Origin of the sequence: Streptomonospora alba, assembly GCF_000826685.1 — a bacterium.
Classification (GTDB): domain Bacteria; phylum Actinomycetota; class Actinomycetes; order Streptosporangiales; family Streptosporangiaceae; genus Streptomonospora; species Streptomonospora alba.
Map to the genome: position 1 here is coordinate 114,678 of NZ_JROO01000009.1, position 23,022 is coordinate 137,699.

18 protein-coding genes and 5 tRNA genes are annotated in these 23,022 nt (G+C 71.0%); 15 read left to right on the forward strand and 8 right to left on the reverse strand.

Annotated features, from left to right (window positions below; translation table 11 throughout):
- Positions 1–285: 285 nt before the first annotated feature.
- From LP52_RS27985 to LP52_RS05545, 5 genes are all read right to left on the reverse strand, one after another.
- Positions 286–1,986: a restriction endonuclease gene (locus tag LP52_RS27985; protein ID WP_202966047.1), complete on the reverse strand. Its 1,701-nt coding sequence runs from the start codon at positions 1,984–1,986 to the stop codon at positions 286–288.
- A gap of 443 nt (positions 1,987–2,429) precedes the next feature.
- On the reverse strand, positions 2,430–4,283 hold the full coding sequence (locus LP52_RS25630; protein WP_052809467.1) for a caspase, EACC1-associated type: 1,854 nt from the start codon (positions 4,281–4,283) through the stop codon (positions 2,430–2,432).
- Complete coding sequence (locus LP52_RS27090) at positions 4,280–4,669, reverse strand: hypothetical protein (protein WP_052809470.1); 390 nt, start codon at positions 4,667–4,669, stop codon at positions 4,280–4,282. Before LP52_RS27090 ends, LP52_RS25630 begins: the two co-directional genes overlap by 4 nt.
- Before the next feature lie 161 nt (positions 4,670–4,830).
- Positions 4,831–5,982, reverse strand: a complete 1,152-nt coding sequence (locus LP52_RS25640; protein WP_052809472.1) for a DUF429 domain-containing protein — start codon at positions 5,980–5,982, stop codon at positions 4,831–4,833.
- A 487-nt stretch (positions 5,983–6,469) separates the two neighbouring features.
- Positions 6,470–6,542 (reverse strand) — tRNA-Lys (locus LP52_RS05545).
- A gap of 161 nt (positions 6,543–6,703) precedes the next feature.
- Here LP52_RS05545 and LP52_RS05550 point away from each other — a divergent pair.
- Together LP52_RS05550 and LP52_RS05555 are read left to right on the forward strand one after the other, a co-directional pair.
- The gene (locus tag LP52_RS05550) at positions 6,704–7,765 is read left to right on the forward strand and encodes a glucose 1-dehydrogenase (protein ID WP_040271315.1); all 1,062 of its coding nucleotides are present in this window, start codon (positions 6,704–6,706) and stop codon (positions 7,763–7,765) included.
- Positions 7,766–7,948: 183 nt separating this feature from the next.
- A complete protein-coding gene (locus tag LP52_RS05555; RefSeq protein WP_040271316.1) occupies positions 7,949–8,212 on the forward strand; it encodes a PspC domain-containing protein in 264 nt (87 codons plus the stop codon).
- A 269-nt stretch (positions 8,213–8,481) separates the two neighbouring features.
- On the opposite strand, the gene LP52_RS05560 is transcribed toward LP52_RS05555, so the two are convergent.
- On the reverse strand, positions 8,482–10,005 hold the full coding sequence (locus LP52_RS05560; protein WP_238580742.1) for an MFS transporter: 1,524 nt from the start codon (positions 10,003–10,005) through the stop codon (positions 8,482–8,484).
- A 267-nt stretch (positions 10,006–10,272) separates the two neighbouring features.
- Entirely contained in the window at positions 10,273–10,626 is a 354-nt protein-coding gene (locus LP52_RS05565; protein WP_040271318.1) for a metallopeptidase family protein, read from the reverse strand.
- A gap of 100 nt (positions 10,627–10,726) precedes the next feature.
- On the opposite strand from LP52_RS05565, the gene LP52_RS05570 reads away from it, so the two are divergent.
- The 6 genes from LP52_RS05570 (at position 10,727) to LP52_RS05595 (ending at position 13,612) form a co-directional block, all read left to right on the forward strand.
- Positions 10,727–12,376: a metallophosphoesterase family protein gene (locus LP52_RS05570; protein WP_084722949.1), complete on the forward strand. Its 1,650-nt coding sequence runs from the start codon at positions 10,727–10,729 to the stop codon at positions 12,374–12,376.
- A gap of 104 nt (positions 12,377–12,480) precedes the next feature.
- A tRNA-Glu gene (locus tag LP52_RS05575) sits at positions 12,481–12,553 on the forward strand.
- Between the two features lie 106 nt (positions 12,554–12,659).
- Positions 12,660–12,734, forward strand: a tRNA-Asp gene (locus LP52_RS05580).
- A gap of 26 nt (positions 12,735–12,760) precedes the next feature.
- Positions 12,761–12,834, forward strand: a tRNA-Phe gene (locus LP52_RS05585).
- Between the two features lie 142 nt (positions 12,835–12,976).
- Positions 12,977–13,321 (forward strand): VOC family protein, encoded by a 345-nt coding sequence (locus LP52_RS05590; protein ID WP_040271319.1) that lies wholly within the window; start codon positions 12,977–12,979, stop codon positions 13,319–13,321.
- 48 nt (positions 13,322–13,369) lie between these two features.
- Entirely contained in the window at positions 13,370–13,612 is a 243-nt protein-coding gene (locus LP52_RS05595; RefSeq protein WP_040271320.1) for a hypothetical protein, read from the forward strand.
- Positions 13,613–14,069: 457 nt separating this feature from the next.
- Here LP52_RS05595 and LP52_RS05600 read toward each other — a convergent pair whose 3' ends face one another.
- Entirely contained in the window at positions 14,070–14,447 is a 378-nt protein-coding gene (locus LP52_RS05600; protein ID WP_040271506.1) for an RNA-binding S4 domain-containing protein, read from the reverse strand.
- A 522-nt stretch (positions 14,448–14,969) separates the two neighbouring features.
- Between LP52_RS05600 and LP52_RS05605 the strand changes: the two genes are divergently transcribed.
- The 7 genes from LP52_RS05605 (at position 14,970) to LP52_RS05630 (ending at position 22,975) form a co-directional block, all read left to right on the forward strand.
- A tRNA-Asp gene (locus LP52_RS05605) sits at positions 14,970–15,044 on the forward strand.
- Between the two features lie 67 nt (positions 15,045–15,111).
- Positions 15,112–15,840: an rRNA methyltransferase gene (locus LP52_RS05610; protein WP_040271322.1), complete on the forward strand. Its 729-nt coding sequence runs from the start codon at positions 15,112–15,114 to the stop codon at positions 15,838–15,840.
- Between the two features lie 543 nt (positions 15,841–16,383).
- Positions 16,384–17,022 (forward strand): nitrate reductase molybdenum cofactor assembly chaperone, encoded by a 639-nt coding sequence (locus LP52_RS05615; protein ID WP_084722927.1) that lies wholly within the window; start codon positions 16,384–16,386, stop codon positions 17,020–17,022.
- 345 nt (positions 17,023–17,367) lie between these two features.
- Entirely contained in the window at positions 17,368–18,846 is a 1,479-nt protein-coding gene (locus LP52_RS05620) for an alanine/glycine:cation symporter family protein (protein ID WP_040271323.1), read from the forward strand.
- Positions 18,847–19,493: 647 nt separating this feature from the next.
- On the forward strand, positions 19,494–20,093 hold the full coding sequence (locus tag LP52_RS05625) for a GNAT family N-acetyltransferase (protein WP_040271325.1): 600 nt from the start codon (positions 19,494–19,496) through the stop codon (positions 20,091–20,093).
- A gap of 241 nt (positions 20,094–20,334) precedes the next feature.
- Positions 20,335–20,493, forward strand: a complete 159-nt coding sequence (locus LP52_RS27095) for a hypothetical protein (protein WP_157036219.1) — start codon at positions 20,335–20,337, stop codon at positions 20,491–20,493.
- A gap of 142 nt (positions 20,494–20,635) precedes the next feature.
- Positions 20,636–22,975: a heavy metal translocating P-type ATPase gene (locus tag LP52_RS05630; protein WP_052809476.1), complete on the forward strand. Its 2,340-nt coding sequence runs from the start codon at positions 20,636–20,638 to the stop codon at positions 22,973–22,975.
- The last annotated feature ends 47 nt before the right edge of the window (positions 22,976–23,022 follow it).

A 23,022-nucleotide genomic window follows, 5' to 3' on the forward strand; every position in this document is an offset into this window, starting at 1 on the left:
CCGTCGAACTCGGCCTCTCCAGCGATGAGCTCAACTCCCTGATACTCGGGCTGACCTTCACACCCTCAGCCATCACCAGGCTAGTGGGGGCTCGGCGGCACCTCCCCGTCTCCACTTAGTTTGCCGTGCTTGATGGGCGGGTGAGCACTGCCCAGCCGAGCGGTGGCCGCGCCGAGAAAGCGTTCCCGTGCCCGACGACGACGGCGACGGAGAGCCAGGGCCACAGTCTCGCTGACCGAAGCCCGGCACTCCGTGACTCCGTCCCGACCGGCGTGAGCTCTACGGTCATTGTGTCGGCCCAGGCCGCCCAGTCTGCTTGTTGCTGGACGCGCGGGGCTTGTGCTTCGGTGCGACGCCGGGTACGACCTCGATGCCGAGGTGCTCCTTGATCAGGTGCTTCAGCTCGGCGCCGTTGATGAGTTTAATGCGGTTGCGCTGGGCGAACTGCTCGCTGGCGCGGCCGAACCACGAGGTGGTCACCAGGACCCCCGTCGTTGCGTTGTGATCGGCCATCACTCCGGTTAGCGCGTGGACCGCGTCGAGCCCGACCAGATTTGACCACCGTTTCGCCTGGATGAGGCAGACACCGCCGAAGAAGATGTTCTTACTCGTGGCCACCGCGTCGACACCTCCGTCCTTGGACGGGAGGGTGGTCCACGCCTCGGCTCCCATAGCGCAGAAAAGCTCCCTGACGAGGTGCTCGAATTCGGTCGGGTTCAGCTTGAGGAGGTTCTTGCGCGAGTCAAGGTCCGATACCATGTCGATATCTTCGGTGAAGCGAAAGCGCTTCAGATCGAATTCGATGAGCGGCTCGATGGCTTCCAGATCGTAGGGGTTTGGGGAGACCAGCGCGTTGAGCCGTTTCAGGCAGGCGACGGCATCCACCTTGGAGAGCACCAGGTCCTCGAACTCGGCGCGTTCGCTCTCCACGCTGAGCAGGTGGAGCAGGGTGGTCTTACCGGTGGCGCGGTCGGTGGTCGTCAGCCTTCCGTTGAAAACGACGGCCTCTACTACGTCGGCCGACGTTGCAATGAGAATTTCGTGCACGGTGCGCAGTGCCACGGATGCGATGAGTCGCGCGTAGCGCTTCCTCACCTCGATCGCCGGGCGTGGGATCGGATCGATCGCGTCGCGGGTCTTCACGTACTTGTAGCCGCGCACATCGGGGATCACGGACGTCGGTGGAAGTTCGAGTTCAACCACGATGTCACGGTTCTGCGGGCGATAGGCGACCTGGTATTTCTTGGGGAATTCCTCCGGGTACGCTGACCTTTCCAGGATGCGCGTGACGAACCACTCGACCGCTTCAGATCGGCCCTGGGCGAACTCCACGGATCGAGTTTCGAGCGCGGCGTTTTCTGACCGTGCCGCATCCTTGATTGCCCGAACACGCGCCGCGTGTTCGCTGCGGGCTGTTGACAGGGCGCGCAGCCGTTGGCTCTCCCGTTTCTTGTGCGCGGTGACCGCGTCCTGGAAGGCCTGCTTGGCTCGTTCGACGTCTCGATCATGACGAGCGGATCCGCCGAACAGCAGACTGAATAGCCCGGGAGGCTCCGGCTCATACTCGGCCCAGGCGGGCTGGGCCTCGGGGGTTTCGAGGCGGCCCGGGTCGAACGGGGGGATCTTCGGGTTCACGACAAGATCATCGAACCTCACAGGGGCACGCTGAAGAGCGTCGGCGAGAACACAATCGAGCACGGCAACGCGTTGCTCGACTTCCCGCGTCCGGTCCTCGGAGCGCTTCTGCTGGTCCTCGACGTGCTGCTGCTTGCGACGGCGCTCGGCTTCCTTCTCGCGACGTGCTGCCTCTTTCGCTGCGCGTACGGCCTCGCGACGTGCTGCCGCCTGCTGTCGTTCCCATTCAGATCGGCCACCGCGTTGCGTCATTCCGCAGGTTCTCCTGTCCGACTCGGACGAACGGTTCTTCACGAAGATAATCCGCGGATCTGACAATCGGAAGCGGATTGTTGGGCCGTCATCAGTCACGACAGACGAAGCATTCCAGGCAATACGGATATAGGCGCACCTGGGGGTGTCGCGCGCGACAGTTACGTCTCACGGGATGGACACGCACACCTAGCGCCGGAGACCCCACTGTTCGCGTCCCTGGTGTCGCACCAGGTGGGCAGCATGGCGTCGCTCAGCTGTCCGCGAGCGAGATCTCCCCATCTCTGGGAGGTCCGTTGTGCATGCTCGAAAATTCGGTGGCCAGTTTTCCGACTGATCGACAAGCGTGATCGTGATCGCCGAAATTCTTATCGTCACCTCGGGCGAGACGTCTACCAGTCACCCCGCCTCTACACCGTGCCCGAGCGCGGCATCGACGTCCCCCGGGAGTTCTTCACCTCAGGCTGGATCAATGCGCTGACCCCATCGGAGATCGCCACTTGGTTGGAGCTGCGCACCCTCAAGTGGCACATGCCCTCCAGCTACGACACTTCCGTCTCCGACGTCCGGACCAGTGTTCGTGCGGCGATGTCGTGCAGCGGGCGGTTCTCGCCATCGGGCAGGGCGACCAGCGATTCGAGTAGGACGAAGAGCTGGCCCAGGCCCGGGACCGATTGCGGGAGCCCGAACACGGCCGCGCGGGTCAGAGCCTGGCCCCATCGGAGCTGGCCGCCGTCGGCGGCGTTGACGACCCGCACACGTAGCACGGCCATGCCCACCGTGTGCCCCCATGTTCGGAGCAGCAGGGTGTCGTAAAAGAAGATCAGTAGCCCCCACCCGAAGATCGCAAGCGCCCCCACGACATTGAGCAGGGCGTCCGCGGCACGCGTTGGGAGACCGACGGCTTCGCCCAGCACGATCGCGAAGATCATTAGTACCCAGCCGGCTCCCCCCACAATGACGAGGTCGATCAGGCGAGCGAGTACGCGGCGCCTCATGCGGGGAGACGGCCTGGGACGGGTTGCCCGCTGCTGGACTGGCGAGCCCCAGTGCGCGGGAGGCGGCGGAGTGGCCGCGGCGGTCGGTGCGGGTTGTGGCGCGGCCTGCTGTGGCACGGTGGGGGTGTCGGCCTCCGTGGCGGGGACGATTTCGGCTGTTACGGGGACGTGGACGTCGCCGGTGGGGCCGGATAGGAGGATCGCGGAATCGAGCGGCCCCGCCCGGTCGGTGGCGAGCTCGACCTCCAGAACGCCATCGGTGCTCGGGGCCGACTGCACGCGTAGGTCGGCACTGCGCGGGCGGGCGGTGCATTGGCGCGCCAAGGGCGGGCCGATCAGGTGGAGCAGCCGGTGCGGGGCGGGAGCGCCTTGGGGGATGCGGCCGAAGTCCAGGACGGCCGGTATCGGGGTGAGCGTGGCGGCCTCCAGTACCCGGTGGGCCTGGCTGGTGGTGGGGCCCGGGGATTGGCGGGTCAACCACAGCAGGGCCTCGTGGGCGGTGGCGGCCGCGGAGATGTCGGCTCCGGTCACTGCACCTTCCAGCTGGGCCACGCCCCAGTGCTGGGCGGTCGGATCCGGGCTGAGCAGGGCCTGGCGTTGCGCATCGGGCAGTTGGTTGAGGGCGCGGTGGCGCCTCGTGCTGCGTGCGAGGTAGACGTCGCCTTGGACATGCACGCTGCAGCTGGGCGTTTGGTGGGGGTTCTCGCTGCGAATGCGGTCGTAGAGGTAGTCGTAGAGCTCGTCGAGGGAGATGCGCCCGTCCTCATCGAGGTCGGCCTCGCCGGTGGAGAGCCCGGTGACCAGGGCGCTGGTGAAAACCGAGGGGGTATGCGGGGCGTCTTCGGCCAGGCGTTCGCCTTCGAAGGCGTATTCGATGGCGTTGGAGGCGGTCACCACCGCCCACCCGCGCCCGCTGCCCATTTCGTGGCCGGAGAAGGTGTCGAGTACGTGGGCGTCGCCGGCGCTGCGCAGTCCCATTCCTTCCAAGAATGCGCCGCCGAAACAGCAGTCGAGCAGCAGCACGGTGTTGCGGGCCCGGCAGGCGCTCATGCACTTGCGTACGAAGTGGGCCGAGACGGCCGTCGAACGCAGGAGCCGCGGCGCGGTGTCGCAGGCCGCGAAAAACAGCTCCCCGGAGACGTTCTTCAACCCGTGGCAGGAGAAGTGCAGCAGCAGAGCGTCCTCGCGCCGGCCCTCGGCGAAGAACTCCTCCACCCGCCCGGCCACCACCGGCGAGGGATCGTTGTGCACGACGGTGACGTCGAAGCCGCCGACCTCGGGATCACCCAGGACCTCGGCCAGCGCGATGGTGTCCTGCGCGGGGGAGCGCAGCTGGGTGAGGCCGGGATCTTCGTAGGTGTCCTGGGCGATGATCAGCGCCCGGCGTGCGCCGCTCACCGTTGCTCCCGAACCGTCCCGTGGCGTTGCAGGAACAGCTGCAGACTCTGTTCGGCTTGCTCGGCCGAGGCCTCGGAGATCTCGACGACGTCGCCGCCGATCTCGAGGCGAATGCTCGGGCGGGGTTCGGCGCGGTCGCGCCAGGCCCGGAGACTGCGCACGATCCGGCTGAGCGTCTCGACCGAGGCGTCGGCGACGACGGCCAAGCTGCCGAGGTCGATTCCCCACTCCGCGCGGGCGCCGGCTGGAGGCGGTCCCGCCCTCAGCGGGCGCACCTCCGCGACGTCGAGCTGCAGCAATTCGTTGTGCAACGCGGCAATCAGATCGGCCAGGTCTTCCGCGTGCGTGTCGTCACTGGAGACGTGGATCTGCATGGTGGTGTCCATCGCGCAGCCCCCCACTGCCCCGTTCCGCCCCCGGATGCGGGCGCCGACCCGGTGTCAGATCACCTGGGTTCCAGTCTGCGCCGCCGGTTCTGCCCAGGGCAACCTCTCACCTGCGGTTTCGGGTCCTGCCGCTCACCGGCACTTCGGACGGGTCGCAGGGTTCAGGGCAGCGCCTGGCTGTGCAGTCGGGGCAGGCTGCCGGGTTCGGGCAGGTGGATCCAGCCTTCGCGGGCGGCCAGCTCGGCCTCGGCGGCGGCGGGCGCAGTGGTGTAGCCGCAGCTGGTGGCGCGCGCGGTCAGCGCGGCGATGAGGGCGTCGAAGGCGTGCTCGTTGCCGTGGCAGACCTCGTAGACGGGCGAAGAGCAACGCAGGTAGGGCGCGGCCTCCAGCACGTTCGCCATGCTGCGCTGAGCGCCCAGGCCCCACCGGTGGCGGGAAGCGGCCGGATACACCTCCACCACCGATCCGGCCCCGGCACGGTCCACCGAGTGTCCCCGGGCGGCCAAGGCATCGGCCAGATGGGCCCACCGCGCAGCGGTCGCGCCCAGCTTGTCGAAGGAGACCGACAACGTCGACCGGCCCGCATAGGTGTCGGTGCGGCGCAATCGCAGGCTCGCATAGTGCGCGGCGCGGTCCTGGCCGCGGCCCGGCCAAGGGGCTGCGGCCATGTGCGCGGCGACGGCGTGGGCGAAGGCCACGGGCCAGCCGAACGGGCAGTCGACGCCGGCACGATCTCCCTTCGCTAACCCGGACAGCAGTGCCAGTAGATCGTCATCACCGCACCCCGAGCGGGCCGTGCCCACATGTGCCCCTCCTCGTCCCAGTCGATCACGCATGCCGCGGTGGTGCGAGCCTGAACAGCCAGGTCGATACCGACGGTGCGCATCCTGCCCCCTTCCCGCACGGATCGCCTCACCACCCATTTTTCCACCGGAAAGCGGCATCGGACCGTCCTCGATGCCGGCGAATATCAGTGCGCCCCGGGGGCCACTGGGGGCCGCGCCCAGCGGCATGAACAGCAGGATGTTGCCTCCGGACTGGTACAGCGCGGTGGCGCTCAGGCCGGTGGCGAACATGTCGCTGAAGGGCACCAGCACCAGCCCGCCGTGGGCGCCCGGGGCGGCTAGGGTCACCGAATACATCGGCAGCAGCGCGAACACGGCCAGCGCATCGGCCGCAGACGTCGCCACGGCCCCCGAGGCGGGTCGGCTCTGCCGGATGCGCCACATCGCCAGCGCGCCGACGACCAGCACGACCGTGGGCAGGAGGCCGACGACCAACTCGGCTACGGGGCGCAGCGTGGAGGTTCCCATGCGGCCGACTCCACCACACGCCGGAATCGCCGACGTGTGACGGCTCCGGAAGCCGCCCCGGCGCATCCCGGCCTGCCCGAGCGCAAGGAGGTCGTAGCTAGCCCTGCATTCTCGTGTCGGGTGGACTCCTGCGTAGCTGTGCGGCCTTCCCGCGTTTGCCTGCCGGTTCGCGGGCGAGGACGCGTCGGATCGACTCCGCTGGCAGGGGAGGGGAGGTCAGCGCGTGGCTGAGTCGTGGGACGAGGCAACCGGGCGGGGCGCCCCGGCTGTCGGGCGCGAGACGCTCGTGCCGGAGCGTGCCGGGTGCTCCGCGTTGCTCCAGCGGCACCGGAGGAGTCGTGGATTCTCGGGCCGCCGGCAGACGCCGGGATGACCCCTGACCTGCACAAACGACACGGCGGCGACACAAGAGCACCCGCGGAGCGACATCCGCCTCGGCGGCGGGCCCCACAGGGCACACACAGGCCATTGACCTGCGAAAACAAGGTGGGCCACCAGGGGATCGAACCCTGAACCCGCGGATTAAAAGTCCGCTGCTCTGCCTGTTGAGCTAATGGCCCGCGGCGTGGGCACGAGGATGGCACACGCGCGGGTACCAGGGTAACGGGTTTTCATGCGCGGCGGGTCCGGGTCCGGTGGGGCGCTGGGCGGGTTTGCCGAGCCGCGGTGCGGCTAGGCATGGGGGTGGACCCTGTGGAGGCGCGACCGGCGGAGGGCAGTCATGCGGGCAGTCACCGTGACCCCCGATAGCGACGACCCGCTGGAGGTGCGCGAGCTGCCCGAACCGGATCCCGGGCCCGGGGAGATGCTCGTCCGCGGATTGGCCCTGGGTGTGTGCGGGACCGACCGGGAGGTCGTCTCCGGCGGCCACGGCGCGCTTCCCGAGGGGCGCGAGTGGCTGGTGGCGGGTCACGAGTCGCTCGGGCGCGTCAGCCGGGCGCCGGAGGGGAGCGGGTTCGTCGGGGGCGACCTCGTGGTGGGCGTCGTGCGCCGGCCCGATCCGGTGCCGTGCGGTGCCTGCGCGCGCGGCGAGTTCGACATGTGCCGCAACGGCCGCTTCACCGAGCGGGGCATCAAGGGGGCCGACGGCTACGGCGCGCAGGCGTGGGTGATCGAGCCCGAGTACGCCGTGAAGCTCGACGCCGGGCTGAAGCGCGTCGGCGTCCTGATGGAGCCGACCTCCGTGGTCGCCAAGGCCTGGGAGCAGATCGAGCGTGTGGGCGGCCGCTCCTGGTTCGACCCGCAGCGGGTGCTGGTCACCGGGGCCGGCCCCATCGGACTGCTGGCGGCGCTGCTGGGCAAGCAGCGCGGCCTGGACGTGCATGTGCTCGACCGCCACGCCGAGGGCCCGAAACCCGCGATGGTGCGCGACCTCGGCGCTGAGTACCACACCGAGGACATCGAGCGCGTGATGTCCGACCTGGCTCCCGATGTCGTCGTCGAGGCCACGGGCGCCGCCCGACCGGTCTTCGAGGCCATGGCGGGCACCTCCCCCTACGGCATCGTGTGCCTCACCGGGGTCTCTCCCTCCGGCCGCCGGATCACCGTGGACGCGGGGAGCCTCAACCGCGACATCGTGCTGGAGAACGACGCGGTGGTCGGCTCGGTCAACGCCAACCTGCGCCACTACCGCCAGGCGGCCGAGGCCTTGGCGGCCGCCGACGAGCAATGGCTGGAGCGCATCATCACCCGCCGCGTCCCCTTGGACCGGGCCGTGGAGGCATTCGACCGCCAGTCCGGTGACATCAAGCCGGTCATCGCTCTCGACCCCTCGGCGGAGTGACGGCCCGCCGTCCCCTCGGCATCGGATCGCTCGAAATCGGCACCGGATCGCCCGAAAGGAGGGCGGCCCGTTCTTTCGGACGGGCCCGTTTACCCGCTCGGGAGGCGGGTCAGGGTTGCGGTCAGGGGAGCGCCAGGGGCGTTCCCGATGGGAAATCGCGCGGCGGAAGGGCAGGCTGTAAGCATGAACGACAACACCGGCAGCACCAAGCTGCGTCGCAGCCGTAGTCAGCGTCTCCTCACCGGCGTGTGCGGGGGTATCGGGGGGTTCCTCGGCGTGGACCCCAACATCGTCCGCCTGGCCTTCGTGGCCTTCGCGCTCCTCACCGGCGGGACCGCGTTCCTGCTCTACATCATCGCCTGGCTGGTGATGCCCGAGGAGAACGGCGAGTCCTCGATGCTCGAGCACATCATCCGCAACTTCCAGGGCAAGAAGTCCGATCTCTGATGTGGTCGCTGCGCGCCAGGCCGGGCTTCGTTCCCCGACTCCCCCACGCACTCGAATCGAGCCGGGGGGAGCCGGACCGGATGCGGTCCGAGGCCGAAGCCGAAGCGCCCGCCAAGCAGGGTGAACGAGTCGGGTCGCCGGCGAACCGGGCGGGGAAGGCCTCCGTCGAGTGACGGCGCGGCGGTAGCGCGGCCGCCGTGCCGCTCGCTTGACGGCCGTCGGTGTACCCGTACGGGGCGGTAGCGGCCGCCCACCGCGGTGGTGCTCTGCTAGCTCGCCGCGGCCGCGGGCTCCGGCGTGTTCATCAGCTCGATGGCGCTGCGCGAGATCCGCGACCAGTGGACCGCGAGCCACACGGCGGACAGGACGCCGACCGTCCCGGCACCGACGATGACCACCTGCGTGCTGGTGACCTCCACCAGCAGGCTGGCCAGCGCGATCCCGATGCCCTGTGCGGCCTGCAGTCCCGCAGCCACCAGGCCGAACGCCAAGCCGCGCCCCTCGGCGGGCACGCACAGTACGAACGCGGCGTTGGCGACGAACTGGTAAGACGCCGCAGCGCCCGAGACCACCAGTAGCGTGACCATCGCCCACATCGGAGGGTCGGCCAGCCACAGCAGCAGCGGCGCGGAGGCGGCCACGGCCATCGGCCCCATCATGTGCATGCGCCTCGTGGGGTTGATGAACCGCGTCAGCACGAAGCCGCCGACCACTGCGCCCAGCGACGGCCCCGCCATGATGAAACCCGCGGCGGTGGAGCCCGCGCCGGCCTCGTCGGCAAGGGGGTTGGCCAGCCCGTAGGGCATCATGTAGATCCCCGCCAGCCAAGCGAACAGGCCGAGCGTGCGCAGGCGGGAGTCGCCGAAGACGAGCCGCGTGCCGTCGCGTGTCACCTGCCACAGGGACGGGCGGGAGTCGCCGTCCTCTCGGGGAGCAGGGCGGTGGCGCACGCCGAAGTAGAGGATCGCGGCCGAGGCGAGGAACGTCAGTCCGTTGAACATCACGGCCGAGTTGGCGCCGATCATGGCGACGATCCAGCCGCCGGCCGCCAGCCCTACCAGTGTTCCGGTCTGGGAGGTCAGCTGCAGGATGGCCGAGCCGGCGATGTAGCGCTCGCCCTGCACGATCTCGGACAGCAGCGCGGCGCGAGCGGCCCCGAACGGCACCAGCGGCAGGGTGGACAGGAACAGCAGCGCCCAGATCGCCCAGATCGGCAGACCGGGGATGCCCATCGCGGCGACCAGTACCGCGCGGACGACGTCGCAGACGATGAGTACGCGCCGCCGCGGGAAGAGGTCGGCGAGCCCGGACAGCAGCGGCCCGCCGACGACCTGGGGGATGAAGGTGAGGGCGAGGGTGATCCCGGCGGCCAGCGCCGACGACGTCTGCTCGTAGACGAGCACCGTGAGCGCGATGTTGAGCAGGAAGTTTCCGGTGATCGCCAGTGCCTGCGCCGACCACAGCGCGCGGTACTCGGGTACCCGCAGGACCTCGCGGTAGCCGCTCCGCCAGTCGGAGGGAGGCTCCGGTCGGTCGGACTCCTCGGGTCCCTGCGCCGCCGCGGTGTCGCCTGGCCCCTCGGGTCCCTCGGGGGAGCCGAAATCGGCCGGGGCGGGGGGATCGCCGTCGGCCTCGGCGACGGCGGCGGTGGTGGTGGGACCTCCCTGTGACGGATCTGCGGCTTCGTCGGGGACTGCTCCGGCTGCGTCGCCTCCAGGGTGCGGTGGGTTCGCCTGTCCGCGGGCCCGAGGGGGGACGCTGGCTTCGCGGCTGTCCATGTGCGGATCGCCCACTCGGCGACTCCCTTACTGGGTCACAAAGGTGTCACTCTAAGTTGTTGGTTGATGACCTACCGTTCCTGATGTGTGCGCTTTTCCGCAAGTCGTTTGGGCCTATTCGTTTCTGTTTCGTTGTAGGCACTTGGCCCGCACCGGGGATTCATGTGGCTGAAGGTCCGTTTTGACCAGGTAATCCGGGGGTAAAGGCTGTGCTGCGCGAAGCGGCTCCGAACGGGCCGAGTCCCGAAATGAAATCCGAAGCGGCGCCCTGCGCGGCCGGTCTCACCCCCAGCCGAGGTCGTGCAGGCGTTCGTCGTCGATGCCGAAGTGGTGGGCGATTTCGTGGATCACGGTGATGCGGACCTCCTCGACCACCTCCTCGGGCGTGGAGCACACGGCGCAGATCTCCCTCCAGTAGATCGAGATCTGGTCGGGCAGGACGCCGAAGTAGCCCTCGCCGCGCTCGGTCAGCGGCACGCCCTCGTAAAGGCCGAGCAGACCTTGCTCGGGCGGGTTCTCCGCGACTGTGATCACCACGTTGTCCATGTAGCCGGTCAGGTTCTCGGGAATGGCGTCGAGGGCGTCGGCGACAAGCTCCTCGAACCGTGCGAGCGTCAGTTCCACCACGCTTCGCATTGTGCGGCATGGGGCAATGGGCGGCGAGGCCGATACCGGTGGTCCGGTCGGTGCGGGCGCAGGGCCGGGTCCGCCGCCGCTGCACGGCCGCCGCGGGCCCATGCGGGCGTCGGCAGCGGGCGCGCAGGGGCATGATGGAGAGGTGTTATCGCGTGTGAGACCCCGACTGGTGGAGGCCGTACGAGTCGCCGCCTCCTGGTTCAGCCGCATCCGCCGGGGCCGCACCTGGCGTTTCGGTGCCGTCGTGGTCGCGGCGCTTCTGGGCGGCTGGCTCGGGCTCGCCCTGGGCGGGCAGATCGTCGCGCCCATCGGCCCTGCCGACGTGGAGTTCAGCGTCAGCCCCGACTGGGACGGCAGGACCGTCGTCGACGTCTCGCCGCTCGGCAGGCTGGAGTTCGACACCCACTCGGCGCCGGTGAGTTTCCGCGCCTCCATCTCCGAGATCCGGCTGTCGGCCGCACAGGAGATGTTCCAGAACCCCGAGGCGATCAACCGCATGGCCCAGAGCATCGGCGACGAGCTGCGCCAGGGTGTCATCCGGCTGTTCGCCCAGGCCGTGGTCGCCTCGGTGGCGGGGGCGGGCGTCACGGCGCTGCTCCTGTTCCGGGACTGGCGGCGGGCCGGGATGAGCGCGTTGACGGCGCTGCTCGTGCTCGCGGGCGCGGGCGGGGCCAGTGCGGCGACGTTCAACCCCGCCGCGATCGCCGAGCCCCGCTACACGGGTCTGCTGGCCGGCGCGCCGCAGGTCGTGGGCAGCGCCGAGAACGCCGTCAGCCGGTTCTCGCGCTACCGCCAGCAGCTCGCGAGCCTGGTGGGCAACGTCTCCCAGATCTACGAGGCCACCTCGGCGCTGCCGGAGTATGAGACCGAGGCCGACACCATCCGCGTGCTGCACGTTTCCGACCTGCACCTGAACCCCGCGGGGTGGAACGTCATCCGCTCGCTGCGCGAGCAGTTCAAGGTCGACCTCGTCGTCGACTCCGGCGACATCACCGACAGGGGCAGCGCCGCCGAGGACGTCTTCGCCGACGACATCGAGTCCCTGGAGGTCCCCTACGTCTGGGTGCGCGGCAACCACGATTCGATGGGCACCCAGCGCGCGGTGGCGGAGCAGGACAACGCGGTCGTGCTGGACGACGAGGCACAGGAGGTCGGCGGCATCGTCTTCTACGGCGCGGGCGATCCCCGGTTCACGCCGGACCGGACCCTGGACAACCCTTCGCGCAAGGAACTCGCGGGGATCGGCGCCGAGCAGGTCTCCTCGGTCGAAGGCAGCGAGCCGCCGGTCGACGTCGCGGTCTTCCACGACCCGCTGCAGGGCCAGGCCTTCAGCGGCCGCGTCCCGCTCGTGCTGGCGGGCAACGCCCAGAGCCGGTGGACGGAGCTGAAGGACACCGGCACGCGCTACATCGTCCAGGGGTCGACCGGCGGTGCGGGCCTGCGCGCCCTGGACAGCGGCTCGGAGGAGCCCACGCCCTACCAGGCCTCGGTGCTGTACTTCGACGCCGAGAGCAGACGCCTGCAGGCCTGGGACGACGTCACGCTGGGCGGTCTGGGGCTGTCCTCGGCGCAGATCGAGCGGCATATCTCCGAGGATCCCGGCCGCGAGATCACCCCGCCCACGTCCACGCCCCAGCCGCCCACGCCCCCCACACCCTCGACGCCCGCATCGGGTGAGGCCACCGCCGGCCCGACGCCGACGGCGCGCCCTGAGGGAGCCGCGGAGTCGCCTGCCGGATCGCCGGGGTGACAGGCGTCCGGCGAACCGCTTTGGCACCGCGGTGGTATCTCCCGTATGCTTGGGCCGTCCCGACGACTGGCGAAGTGGGAATGACGGCCGCGTTCGTCGTCGAGGCCCCCATCGTCTAGTGGCCTAGGACGCCGCCCTTTCAAGGCGGTAACGCCGGTTCGAATCCGGTTGGGGGTACGGCTCCGGTCAAAGCACTGCCGAAGGTCTGGCAGAATGAGACGCAGAGCGCGGAACGAATGATCCCGATCGTTCGGATTTGTCGAGCCGCACGATAACAGAACAAGGTCCTGTGGAGCAGTTAGGAGTGCTCGCCACCCTGTCAAGGTGGAGGCCGCGGGTTCAAATCCCGTCAGGACCGCCTCGCACACCCGACGGTGTGTCTGGGGCCAGGTAGCTCAGTTGGTACGAGCGTCCGCCTGAAAAGCGGAAGGTCGGCGGTTCGACCCCGTCCCTGGCCACACAGTCTGAGCAGTGCGAAAGCCCGGAGCCGAAGAGGCGCCGGGCTTTTTTGGCGGCGACCGTGACAGCGGCCCGCACGACCGTCGTCACGTCACGGGCCGCTTCCTCGCAGTGCATCCGGGTCGTACTAGGCTCTCGTGCATGCGTGCGCACCGGCATCAGATCGTCGTGGACTGCCACGAGCCCACGACCCTGGTCCGCTTCTGGGCACAGCCGCTCGGTAGCGACCCGGTCGACCGCGGTCGCGGTCGGTCCCACGTCGGGATGCCCGGGTTCGCGCAGCTCGCCTTCCAGCCGGTGCCCGAGAGCAAGGCCGCGAAGAGCAGGCTCCACCTCGACCTCGCGGTCGAGGACATCGGCGCCGCCGCCACCGAAGCGGTGGGTCTCGGGGCAGCAGGGCTCGGCGATACGGTCACCGACGACCAGGGGTCCTTCCAAGCCATGGTCGATCCCGAAGGCGACGAGTTCTGCTTCGTCAGCTCATGACCACGACGGTTACCCGGCGCCTGGTGAGTCGGGACGAGGAGGTGCGGCGTGATCGGGCGCTGGACGGTGTGGGTGGCGCTGCTGTGCGCGGCGATCGCCGGTTCTCTCGGCGTGATGTCCTGGAACACCGACGGCTGGAGCTTCGGGACCATCACCTGGGGCGTGGTGTGCTTGGCGATGCTCGACGCCGCGTGGGTCTTCCGCAGGATGTCGCGCAAGCGCCGGCGCGCCCAGGGGGCGGCCGATCCCTCCGACGCCGCCGAGAGCCCGCGCGACGGCGGTACGGAGTGAATCCGGGTTCGCTCCTCGGGCGCTCACCGAGCCGGACCTGCACGCGGCGTGGTGGGCGCCGGGCGCCATCGCCGAGGACGTCGGGCACGCGTTCCACCTGGACGAGCAGGGCTTCGGAGCCGGACCCCGCAGTGCCCTGAAATCCGCGCCTCATGAGCGGTTCGTCTGCTCCTTCGACGGCGGCTGGAGCCTGATGCGACGGCCGGTCGAGGAGGGCGCCCCGGCGCTGGACCACTCCGGCTTCGACCCCGGCGACGAGCGGGACAGCCGGACGCATGAGCGGATGGGAGACGGGGGCGCGCGGCACCGTCGTCCCAGGCTCGCCGAGTCGGCCGCGGGCACGGACCGATCGCCGCACGCGCGTGGATGCCCGAACCCGGGCCGCCCCCTCGGCGCGAAGGGGGAACACGGCCGGGCGCCCGCCCGCCGAAGCGCGCCCCCGGCCTTCTACGCCCCCTCAGAGTCCCTGGCGGCGCAGCTGCTCGATCTGCCGGCGGTCGCGCTTGGTGGGACGGCCCGCACCCTTGTCGCGGCGCAGGACCGCGCCTCGCGGCTGGGGAGTGGGCTCGGGGCTGCGGTCGTCGTAGCAGCGGCGGGCGACCTGCGCGCCGACGCGCTTGTCGATGACCCTGGTCACGTCGACGACGCGGGTGACCCCGTGGAGCCGCACCTGCACCTCGTCGCCCTCGCGGACGGTCGTGGCCGGTTTGGCGGGCCGGTCGTTGACGCGCACGTGTCCGCCACGGCACGCCTGGGCGGCGTCGGCGCGGGTCTTGGCCAGGCGCACCGCCCAGACCCAGCGGTCTACGCGCCCGCTGGTGTGGGCCGGCGGCATCTTGGGGTCGGACTGCGCCGCGGAGTCGTCCTGCTGCGCGGGCTCGGTGCTGCGCTCCGGGTCGTTCACCTGCGATCCCTCCGGCCGCCGCCGAGCCCCGGTCGCCGGCGGCGCTGCCTCCTACGCTGACGGTTCGTCCAAGCGGGCCGCCAGCGGCGGCCCCTTGCCCGCACTGTAGCCGTCGACGCGGGATGCGCGCCGCCGCCGGATGCGCATGTGCGCGGGTCCGCCGCTTCACCGCTCACACCACCCGTCGACGCACGCGCCGCCCGGCGGCATCGTCGCCGTTTACGGGCCACATCGACGTCTCCGGAGTCTCCTGACCACCTGTCGGCGGCACCTGCCCGACGGCCGGATCGAGACGTCGGACACACCGGGGTGGAAGCAGGCCCGCCCCACCGGGGCCGTCGACGGCGGCGGCCGGTGGCGGGGGCTCAGCGGGGATCGCAGGTACGGAGCACTCCTGAATGGGCGCTAGAGTAGTCCGAGTGCGCCGCCGCATCGGCGGATTCGGCGCGCCGAGGTCCTGTGGAGCAGTTAGGAGTGCTCGCCACCCTGTCAAGGTGGAGGCCGCGGGTTCAAATCCCGTCAGGACCGCCCATCCCCGCATCCGCGTCATCCGCGTCGGCGGCCCGCCGCGCTGCGGCCGCGAAGGGATCCCGTGGTGGCCTACCGCTACGCGACCGAGCGCCGCGACCACTCCGACCTGGCAAGCGGGAACGTGCTCCGTTCGGCGCCGGGCCACCCCGGCTTCCCCGTCCGCCTTGCGGACGAGCTGTTCCAGCGGGCCGCGGCCCACCTTCCCGCCGCACCGGTGTCGTTGTGGGATCCCTGCTGCGGCAGCGGGCACCTGGCCACCGCCGTCGGCCTGCTGCACCGCGCCCGCCTGTGCCGGCTGCTGGCCACCGACACCGATCCTGCTGCGCTGTCCATCGCCGAGCGCAATCTCGCCCTGCTCACCCTGTCCGGCCTGGCCGAACGTGAAAGCGGACTGCGCGACGACGCCGCGGCGTTCGGCAAGCCCGCTCTGCTCGAACGCGCCGATACCGCTGCACGGCTGGCCGAGCGGCTGCGCAAGTCGGGCGGCGACCTCGACCGCACCGTGCGCGCGGGCGACGCCTTCGACCCGGTGGCGCCCGAGCACCGGGTCGACCTCGTCCTCACCGACGTGCCCTACGGCGGCCTTACCGCCTTCGCGGGCGCTGTTCCCGCGGGCGAGCCGGTGCCCGCCCTGATGCGCGCACTGGCCGCGGTCGTGCCCGCCCATGCCGTGCTGGCGGTGACCGCGCGCACTCGCAAGGTCCCGCTGCCCGAGGGTGCGCGGGCGCTGGAGCGGATCCGCGTAGGCAACCGCGCGGCCGCACTCGTACGCGCCTCGGAGGCAGCGGTCTGACACCGCGCCTGCCGCTGTGCCGCCGCTGTCGGCACCGAGCGAGCGGCTGGTCCGCCCGCTCGGCCGCGCGCCTACCGGCGAAGCCGGAAATTCGGAATGCATCTGGTGTGGGGGAAAGCGGTCTTCTTGGGTATGTTTCCGGCTAATGGGTCTGTTCTGTACTCGTGAGTGCGGATTCGCACTCAGTGTGGCCCACGGCTACGCAAAAGGCGAGTGGTAAAAATGGATGCTCTCGGTAAAAGGCCAGGTCAGAATGCTGATGCTGTCGAGCTTCTGCTTGGTTTCGACGCATATCTGATTCGATCTTCGCAGGTCGCGAAGCAGGAACCGCATGCGCAGATAAACGGCGTTTTCGATTCCGTTTCCCCGTGCCGTCCGCGCGACCGGTGGTCTGCTCCGCCGGCGCCCGCGTCTGCTGCGAAGCGCGCGTCGGCAGGCGCAGCAGGATCGCTTTACGCGGGGGGAACGGCCGACCATGCTCGTGCCGAGGGCGGGCCGCTGGACGAGTCTGACGCTGAGGCCGTACTCCGCCGGGCCGCCTCGGTGCTGCTGGGCCCGCCCGACACCGGCTTCTACGAGCGGCTCCCGCTGGTCCGCCGCGCTCTGCTGGAACTCCCGGCGATCGCCGCGCGCCGCGCCCTGACCGACGTATGCGACCACGCCGCCTCCGAACCCGAATCCGACCTGCGCGCGCACCACACCCGGATCTTCGGTGCGCGGCGGCGCACGCTGCACCTGCTCGACCACATCGGCGGCGACTCCCGGCGCCGGCGGCGGCTGCGCGCCCGCATCGCCGAGGTCTACGCGCGCGGCGACTGGCGGACGGTCGGCTCCGAGCGGCCCGACCACCTTGCGGTCCTGTTGGAGTTCGCCGCTCGCGGCGCCCCCGAGCGCGGCGAGCGGCTGCTGGCACGGCTGCGGCCCGGACTGGAACGGCTGCGTGCCGAACTCGCCGGACGCGGAACGGCCTATGCCGGGGTGCTGGAAGCGGTGTGCGCGACGCTCCCGCCGCCCGAACGTGCCGGTGCACGCGTCCGCTTCGCCGAAGGGCGGTCGGCCCAAGGGCGGTCGATCAGCGGCGCGGGCGGGCAGTTCGCCGCCGTGCCTCTGCAGGCCGGCCGGTCGGAGGAAGCGTCGGCGGCGCGTACGGAGGCGGCGGTCTCCGACCGCACGCGCCGCTGAGGAAGCCGCAGCCGACCGGCGCGACACGGACTGGGGCCGGGGGACGTGTGCGCCCCGGTCCGCCGGCGGTCGGCGCCGACCGGACGGGAGAAGCGGTCGGCGCGCCGCGGCGAGGACGGCCGGGGATCCGGGGAAGCTGGAAGGCGGAACCGCGCGCGAACGGATGCGCGGGGGTCGCCGCACCAGCGGCGGCGGGGCCAACACGACGGCGCACGCGGCTGCAAGAGAGCACCGTAACGGAACGATTCTCTTCCGGTAACGGGTCGCGCCGATTCGTGAGCAAGTGCCCATATCGGGTACGCAAGGGCGGGTGCCGTCCCCCGTAGCAAAGGAGCCCCACGGGCCGTGGAAGAAGTCAACCAACTAGCAAACGATCTCGTCACCACGTTCACGGACGCGTTCTGGGCGTGGATCCTCATCCCCCTCCTGGCCGGGCTGAGCCTGTACTTCACCATCAAGCTCGGAGTGGTCCAGCTGCGCCTGCTCCCGGAGATGTTCCGGACCCTGCGCAGCAAGCCCGAGATCGCGCCGGACGGGAAGCGGGCGATCTCGTCGTTCCAGGCCTTCTCGATCTCGGCCGCCGCACGCATCGGCACCGGCAACGTCGTCGGTGTCGCGGGCGCGATCGCGATCGGCGGGCCCGGTGCGGTGCTGTGGATGTGGATCGCAGGCCTGTTCGTCGGGGCGACCAGCTTCGTGGAGTCCACCCTGGGCCAGCTGTACAAGGTCCGGGACCCCTCCGGCTACCGCGGCGGCCCCGCCTACTACATGCAGCACGGCCTCAACGCCCGGTGGATGGGCGTCATCTTCGCGATCGCGATCACGGTGACGTTCGGGTTCGTGTTCAACGCGGTGCAGAGCAACACCATCGCCAGCGCCGTCTCCAACTCCGCCGGAGCCCTGGGGTACGAGTTCGGCGGCTGGGTGACCGCCGTGGTCGGGCTGCTGCTGGTGGCCGTGACCTCCCTCGTCGTCTTCGGCGGCGTGCGCCGCATCGCCTACGTCACGCAGACGCTCGTGCCCTTCATGGCGATCTTCTACATCCTCATGGCGCTGATCGTGGTCGTGCTCAACTTCGACCAGATCCCCGCCGTCTTCGGCCAGATCGTGGACAGCGCGTTCGGCCTGCGCCAGTTCGCCGGCGCGACCCTGGGCACGGTGATCATCCAGGGTGTGCGGCGCGGCATGTTCTCCAACGAGGCCGGACTCGGTTCGGCGCCCAACGCCGGCGCCACGGCCGCGGTCACCCACCCCGTCAAGCAGGGCCTCGTGCAGACCCTGGGCGTCTACTTCGACACCCTGATCGTCTGCTCCATGACCGCGTTCCTGATCCTGAGCACCAGTCCGACCCTCGGGACCGAGCGCGGCCCCGTGCTCACCCAGGAAGCCCTGGACACCGGATTGGGCGGCTGGTCGCTGCACGCGCTCACACTGGTGCTGCTGCTCCTGGCCTTCAGCTCGATCCTGGGCAACTTCTACTACGGCCAGGCCAACGTCGCCTTCCTCACCGAGAACCGCGGCGTGATGACCGGGTTCAAGGTGATCTTCCTGATCGCGACCTTCCTCGGCTCGATCGGCACCGTCCAGATCGTGTGGAGCCTGGCCGACACCGCCATGGGCTTCATGGCCCTGGTCAACCTGGTGGCCCTGGCGCCGCTGGCCGGCGCCGTGGGGCTGGTGCTCAAGGACTACGTCGCTCAGCGCAAGCAGGGCCTCGACCCGGTCTTCACCCGCGACCGGCTGCCCCAGCTGCGCGGCGTGCAGTGCTGGGACCCCGAGCAGCAGCCCGGCACGCCCGACACGGTCGGCAAGCCGGGCTCGTAACCCGCCCGCACCCGGCACACGTGCCCTGCTCGGCCCCGGCGCCCCGGTCAGACCGGAGCGCCGGGGCCGGCGTCTGTTGCAGGGGCCTGCGCTCGGGTTCGGGCGCCGGGAGCGGCTATCGCTCGGCGTCGCCTTCGGAGACCGGACTGCCGCCACGGGACGGGCGGCTCTCCTCCCGCCCGCAGCCACATGTCCAGCACGCTGAAGGCGGCGTCGGCGTTGTCCTGCGCACGCGCGCGATGGGCGGGCGTGTGGCCGCGCTCCTTCAGCGCGTCGCTCAAGGTGTCGTAGAGGGCGTCGGCGTGCGCCTCGTCGGGGCGGCGCTAGCAGTCACTGGAATAGGTCATCGCACACCCCCGGCGGCTTCGGCGAAGACAGCGGAGCCGAGGCAGCGTTGCCCCCATCCGACGGCCCGGTGCCGCTCCCAGCGCACGACATAGGGCGGGACGGGGGAGAGGCCGGCGCAGCTGGTCGAGTCCTCCTCGGACCGCGTCGCCGTGCAACCCGTTTCGCGAGGATACGGCTGTGCGCTGGGATGACGGCGGGGCGCGGGAACCGGAGCGCAAGTCGGGCGCTGCGAGGGTGCCTTCTGGGGACGTGAGTCGCTAGTGTTCTAGGTCACAACCACCCGTGTTCTAGGGGGCCAGATGACCATCGTCGCGATCGAGCCCGCCACCCCGGAACGGTGGGCGGACCTGGAACGGCTGTTCGGGCCTACCGGGGCCTACGGCCACTGCTGGTGCGTGTACTTCCGGCGCAGAGCCAAGGACTTCACCGCGAGCGTGTCGTGCGCTCCTCCCGAGCGCGGCGACAGCAACCGCGAGGCGCTGCGCCGGGTGACGCTCGACGGGGACGTTCCCGGTCTGATCGCCTACGAGGACTCCGAGCCGTGCGGCTGGGTCTCGGTGGCGCCGCGCAAGGACTTCGTCCGGCTGGCGCGCTCCCGTTCGCTGCGGCCGACCGACCCCGACGAGCCCGGGGTGTGGTCGCTCGTGTGCTTCTGGCTGCCGCCGCGCCGCCGGCGCAAGGGGATGGGCTCGCAGCTGCTGGACGGGGCGATCGAGCACGCCCGCGCCAACGGCGGCCGCATCCTGGAGGCCTACCCCGTCGACACCGCCGGCGGGCGCGCGCCCAGTGCCGAGGTCTACACCGGCACCGTGCGCATGTTCCAGAAGGCCGGATTCACGTGCGCTCCGCATCCCGGCAGCGGCCGCCCCATCGCCCGGTTGACGCTCAAGGACGACTGAGCCCCCGGTCCCGCCCCCCGGACACGCCTTCCCCCTCGCGCCTCGCGGCTCCCCGGAGATCCTGACCCCTGGCCTCCCGCCCCTTCGGCGGGGGCGGCGGCGCGGCGATCAGCGGATCGCTCTTGCGCGACAGGTACCCTAGGGGGGTATGGTATCCGCATCCGAGGTTAGGGGTGGAGATGGAGACCACGGGCAGCGATCCGAAGGTGCGCGGGGCCGGTTGCGCGGCGGGGATTCGGCGATGACCGCCCCGGTGCGCATCACCCTGTACGTGCTCGTGCTGGCGGCCGCGTTCGCTGTCGGCCTGGGCGCGGGTGCGCTGGCCGATCCGCTGGTGTCCGGCGGGCCGGCCGAGCAGCCGGCGGAGCAGGGGCACGGCAGTGCCCCGGAGCGGCAGTGACCGCCCCGGCGGCGACTCCGCGCCTGTGGGCGCGGATATACCCCAGGCCGGTATCCGACGTAGGCTGGAAAAGGCGGCTCCCGGCAGTCCGACCAGCGTTCTCTCGACGGGCGGCAGCCGCCGCGGAGGAGGTCCCAACGCGATGAGCAGTGAAAGCGCCGAGCTCAAGCACACACCGGAGGGCTCGACCCACCGGATCGAACTCGCGATCGGCGGCATGACCTGCGCCTCGTGTGCGAACCGGGTCGAGAGGAAGCTCAACAAGCTCGACGGCGTCACCGCCGAGGTCAACTACGCCACGGAGAAGGCCAGGGTCTCCTACGCCGACGGCGTCACCACCGACGACCTCATCGCCACCGTCGAGAAGACCGGCTACACCGCCGCGCCGCCCGCGCCCCCCGCCGCCGAGGGCGGGGAGGCCGAGGACGGGCAGGATCCGCTGCGCGCCCTGCGCACGCGCACGATCGTCAGCCTGCTGCTGTCGGTGCCGGTCGTCGTCCTGGCCATGGTCCCCGCCCTCCAGTTCACCTACTGGCAGTGGGCCTCGCTCGCCCTCGCCGCGCCGGTCGTGGTCTGGGGCGCCCTGCCGTTCCACCGGGCCGCCGCCAAGAACCTGCGGCTGGGCCAGGCGACCATGGACACCCTGGTCTCGATGGGCACCCTGGCCGCCTTCGGCTGGTCGCTGTACGCGCTGTTCCTCGGCACCGCCGGGGAGCCGGGCATGACCCACGCCTTCACCTTCACGATCGAGCGCGGCGGCGGCAGCGGTGACATCTACCTGGAGGTCGCCGCCGGCGTCACCTCCTTCCTCCTGCTCGGCCGCTACTTCGAGGCGCGCTCCAAGCGCCGCGCCGGAGACGCGCTGCGCGCCCTGCTCGAACTCGGAGCCAAGGAAGTCGCCGTCGTGCGCGAGGGCCGCGAGGAGCGGGTGCCCGTCGACCGGCTTGCGGCGGGCGACGTGTTCGCCGTCCGCCCGGGCGAGAAGATCGCCGCCGACGGCCGCGTCGAGGAGGGCACCTCGGCGGTCGACCGCAGCATGCTCACCGGCGAGTCCGTGCCCGAGGAGGTCGGTCCGGGCTCGGAGGTCGCCGGTGCGACGGTCAACGTCGGCGGCCGGCTCCTGGTCCGCGCCACCCGCGTCGGCTCCGACACCCAGCTCGCGCAGATGGCCAGGCTGGTCGAGGACGCCCAGAGCGGCAAGGCCGAGGTCCAGCGCCTGGCCGACCGCGTCTCCGGCGTGTTCGTGCCCGTGGTCATCGCGCTGGCCGCGGCCACGCTCGGGTTCTGGCTGAGTGCCGGCGGCGTCGCCGAGGCGTTCACCGCGGCCGTGGCCGTGCTGATCATCGCCTGCCCGTGCGCGCTGGGCCTGGCCACCCCGACCGCGCTGCTGGTGGGAACCGGCCGCGGGGCGCAGTTGGGCATCCTCATCAAGGGGCCCGAGGTCCTGGAGCAGACCCGCAGGGTCGACACCGTCGTGCTGGACAAGACCGGAACCGTCACCACCGGGCGCATGGCCCTGGCTGAGGCCACCCCCGCGGAGGGCGTGGAGGCGGCCGAGGCGCTGCGGCTGGCCGGTGCGGTCGAGGACGCCTCCGAGCACCCCATCGGCCGCGCGGTCGCCGCAGGCGCCCGGCAGCGTGTCGGTGAGCTGCCGGGCGTCGAGGGATTCGCCGCCATCGGCGGTCGCGGTGTCGAGGGTGACGTCGAGGGCCGCCGGGTGCTGGTGGGGCGCCCCGCCCTGCTGGCCGAGCGGGGTATGGAGCTTCCCGAGGAGCTTGAGCGCGCCGCCGACGACGAACGGCGCAACGGGCGGACCGCGGTCGCGGTGGGCTGGGACGGCGCCGCCCGCGCCGTGCTCGCCGTCTCCGACGCGCTCAAGCCCACCAGCGCCGAAGCCGTCGTCCGCCTCCGCGCGCTCGGCCTGCGCCCGGTCCTGCTGACCGGCGACACCGCCGGGGTTGCCGAGGCGGTCGCGGCCGAGGTCGGCATCGACGAGGTCATCGCCGAAGTGCTGCCCGAGGACAAGGTCGCCGTGGTTCGGCGGCTACAGGGGGAGGGCCGCACGGTGGCCATGGTCGGCGACGGGGTGAACGACGCCGCCGCGCTGGCCCAGGCCGACCTGGGCCTGGCGATGGGCACCGGCACCGACGTCGCGATCGAGGCGGGCGACCTCACCCTGGTGCGCGGCGACCTGCGGGTGGCAGCCGACGCCATTCGGCTCTCCCGCCGCACGCTGGCCACCATCCGGGGCAACCTGTTCTGGGCGTTCGGCTACAACGTGCTCGCGCTGCCACTGGCGGCGGCCGGGATGCTCGACCCGATGATCGCGGGTGCGGCGATGGCGCTGTCCAGCGTGTTCGTCGTGAGCAACAGCCTGCGTCTGCGCGCCTTCCGTCCGCTGGCCTCCGGTGGGGGAGACGGCGGCGCCGAGGGGGGCGAGCCCGCCGCAGCGAGGGAGCGCAGGGCGGAGCCCGTGCGCTGAGGCGCGAGACAGCGGACCCGCAGGGGCGGCGGCAGCGTGCCGCCGCC

Excerpts from the sequence above, each read along its gene's own strand:
- LP52_RS27095 (WP_157036219.1), top strand. The coding sequence starts at position 20,335 with ATGACCGCCCCGGTGCGCATCACCCTGTACGTGCTCGTGCTGGCGGCC.
- LP52_RS05600 (WP_040271506.1), bottom strand. The coding sequence starts at position 14,447 with ATGCCGCCGGCCCACACCAGCGGGCGCGTAGACCGCTGGGTCTGGGCG.
- LP52_RS05590 (WP_040271319.1), top strand. The coding sequence starts at position 12,977 with ATGCGTGCGCACCGGCATCAGATCGTCGTGGACTGCCACGAGCCCACG.
- LP52_RS05570 (WP_084722949.1), top strand. The coding sequence starts at position 10,727 with ATGCGGGCGTCGGCAGCGGGCGCGCAGGGGCATGATGGAGAGGTGTTA.
- LP52_RS05630 (WP_052809476.1), top strand. The coding sequence starts at position 20,636 with ATGAGCAGTGAAAGCGCCGAGCTCAAGCACACACCGGAGGGCTCGACC.
- LP52_RS05565 (WP_040271318.1), bottom strand. The coding sequence starts at position 10,626 with ATGCGAAGCGTGGTGGAACTGACGCTCGCACGGTTCGAGGAGCTTGTC.
- LP52_RS05555 (WP_040271316.1), top strand. The coding sequence starts at position 7,949 with ATGAACGACAACACCGGCAGCACCAAGCTGCGTCGCAGCCGTAGTCAG.
- LP52_RS27090 (WP_052809470.1), bottom strand. The coding sequence starts at position 4,669 with ATGGACACCACCATGCAGATCCACGTCTCCAGTGACGACACGCACGCG.
- LP52_RS25640 (WP_052809472.1), bottom strand. The coding sequence starts at position 5,982 with ATGGGAACCTCCACGCTGCGCCCCGTAGCCGAGTTGGTCGTCGGCCTC.
- LP52_RS05625 (WP_040271325.1), top strand. The coding sequence starts at position 19,494 with ATGACCATCGTCGCGATCGAGCCCGCCACCCCGGAACGGTGGGCGGAC.
- LP52_RS05550 (WP_040271315.1), top strand. The coding sequence starts at position 6,704 with ATGCGGGCAGTCACCGTGACCCCCGATAGCGACGACCCGCTGGAGGTG.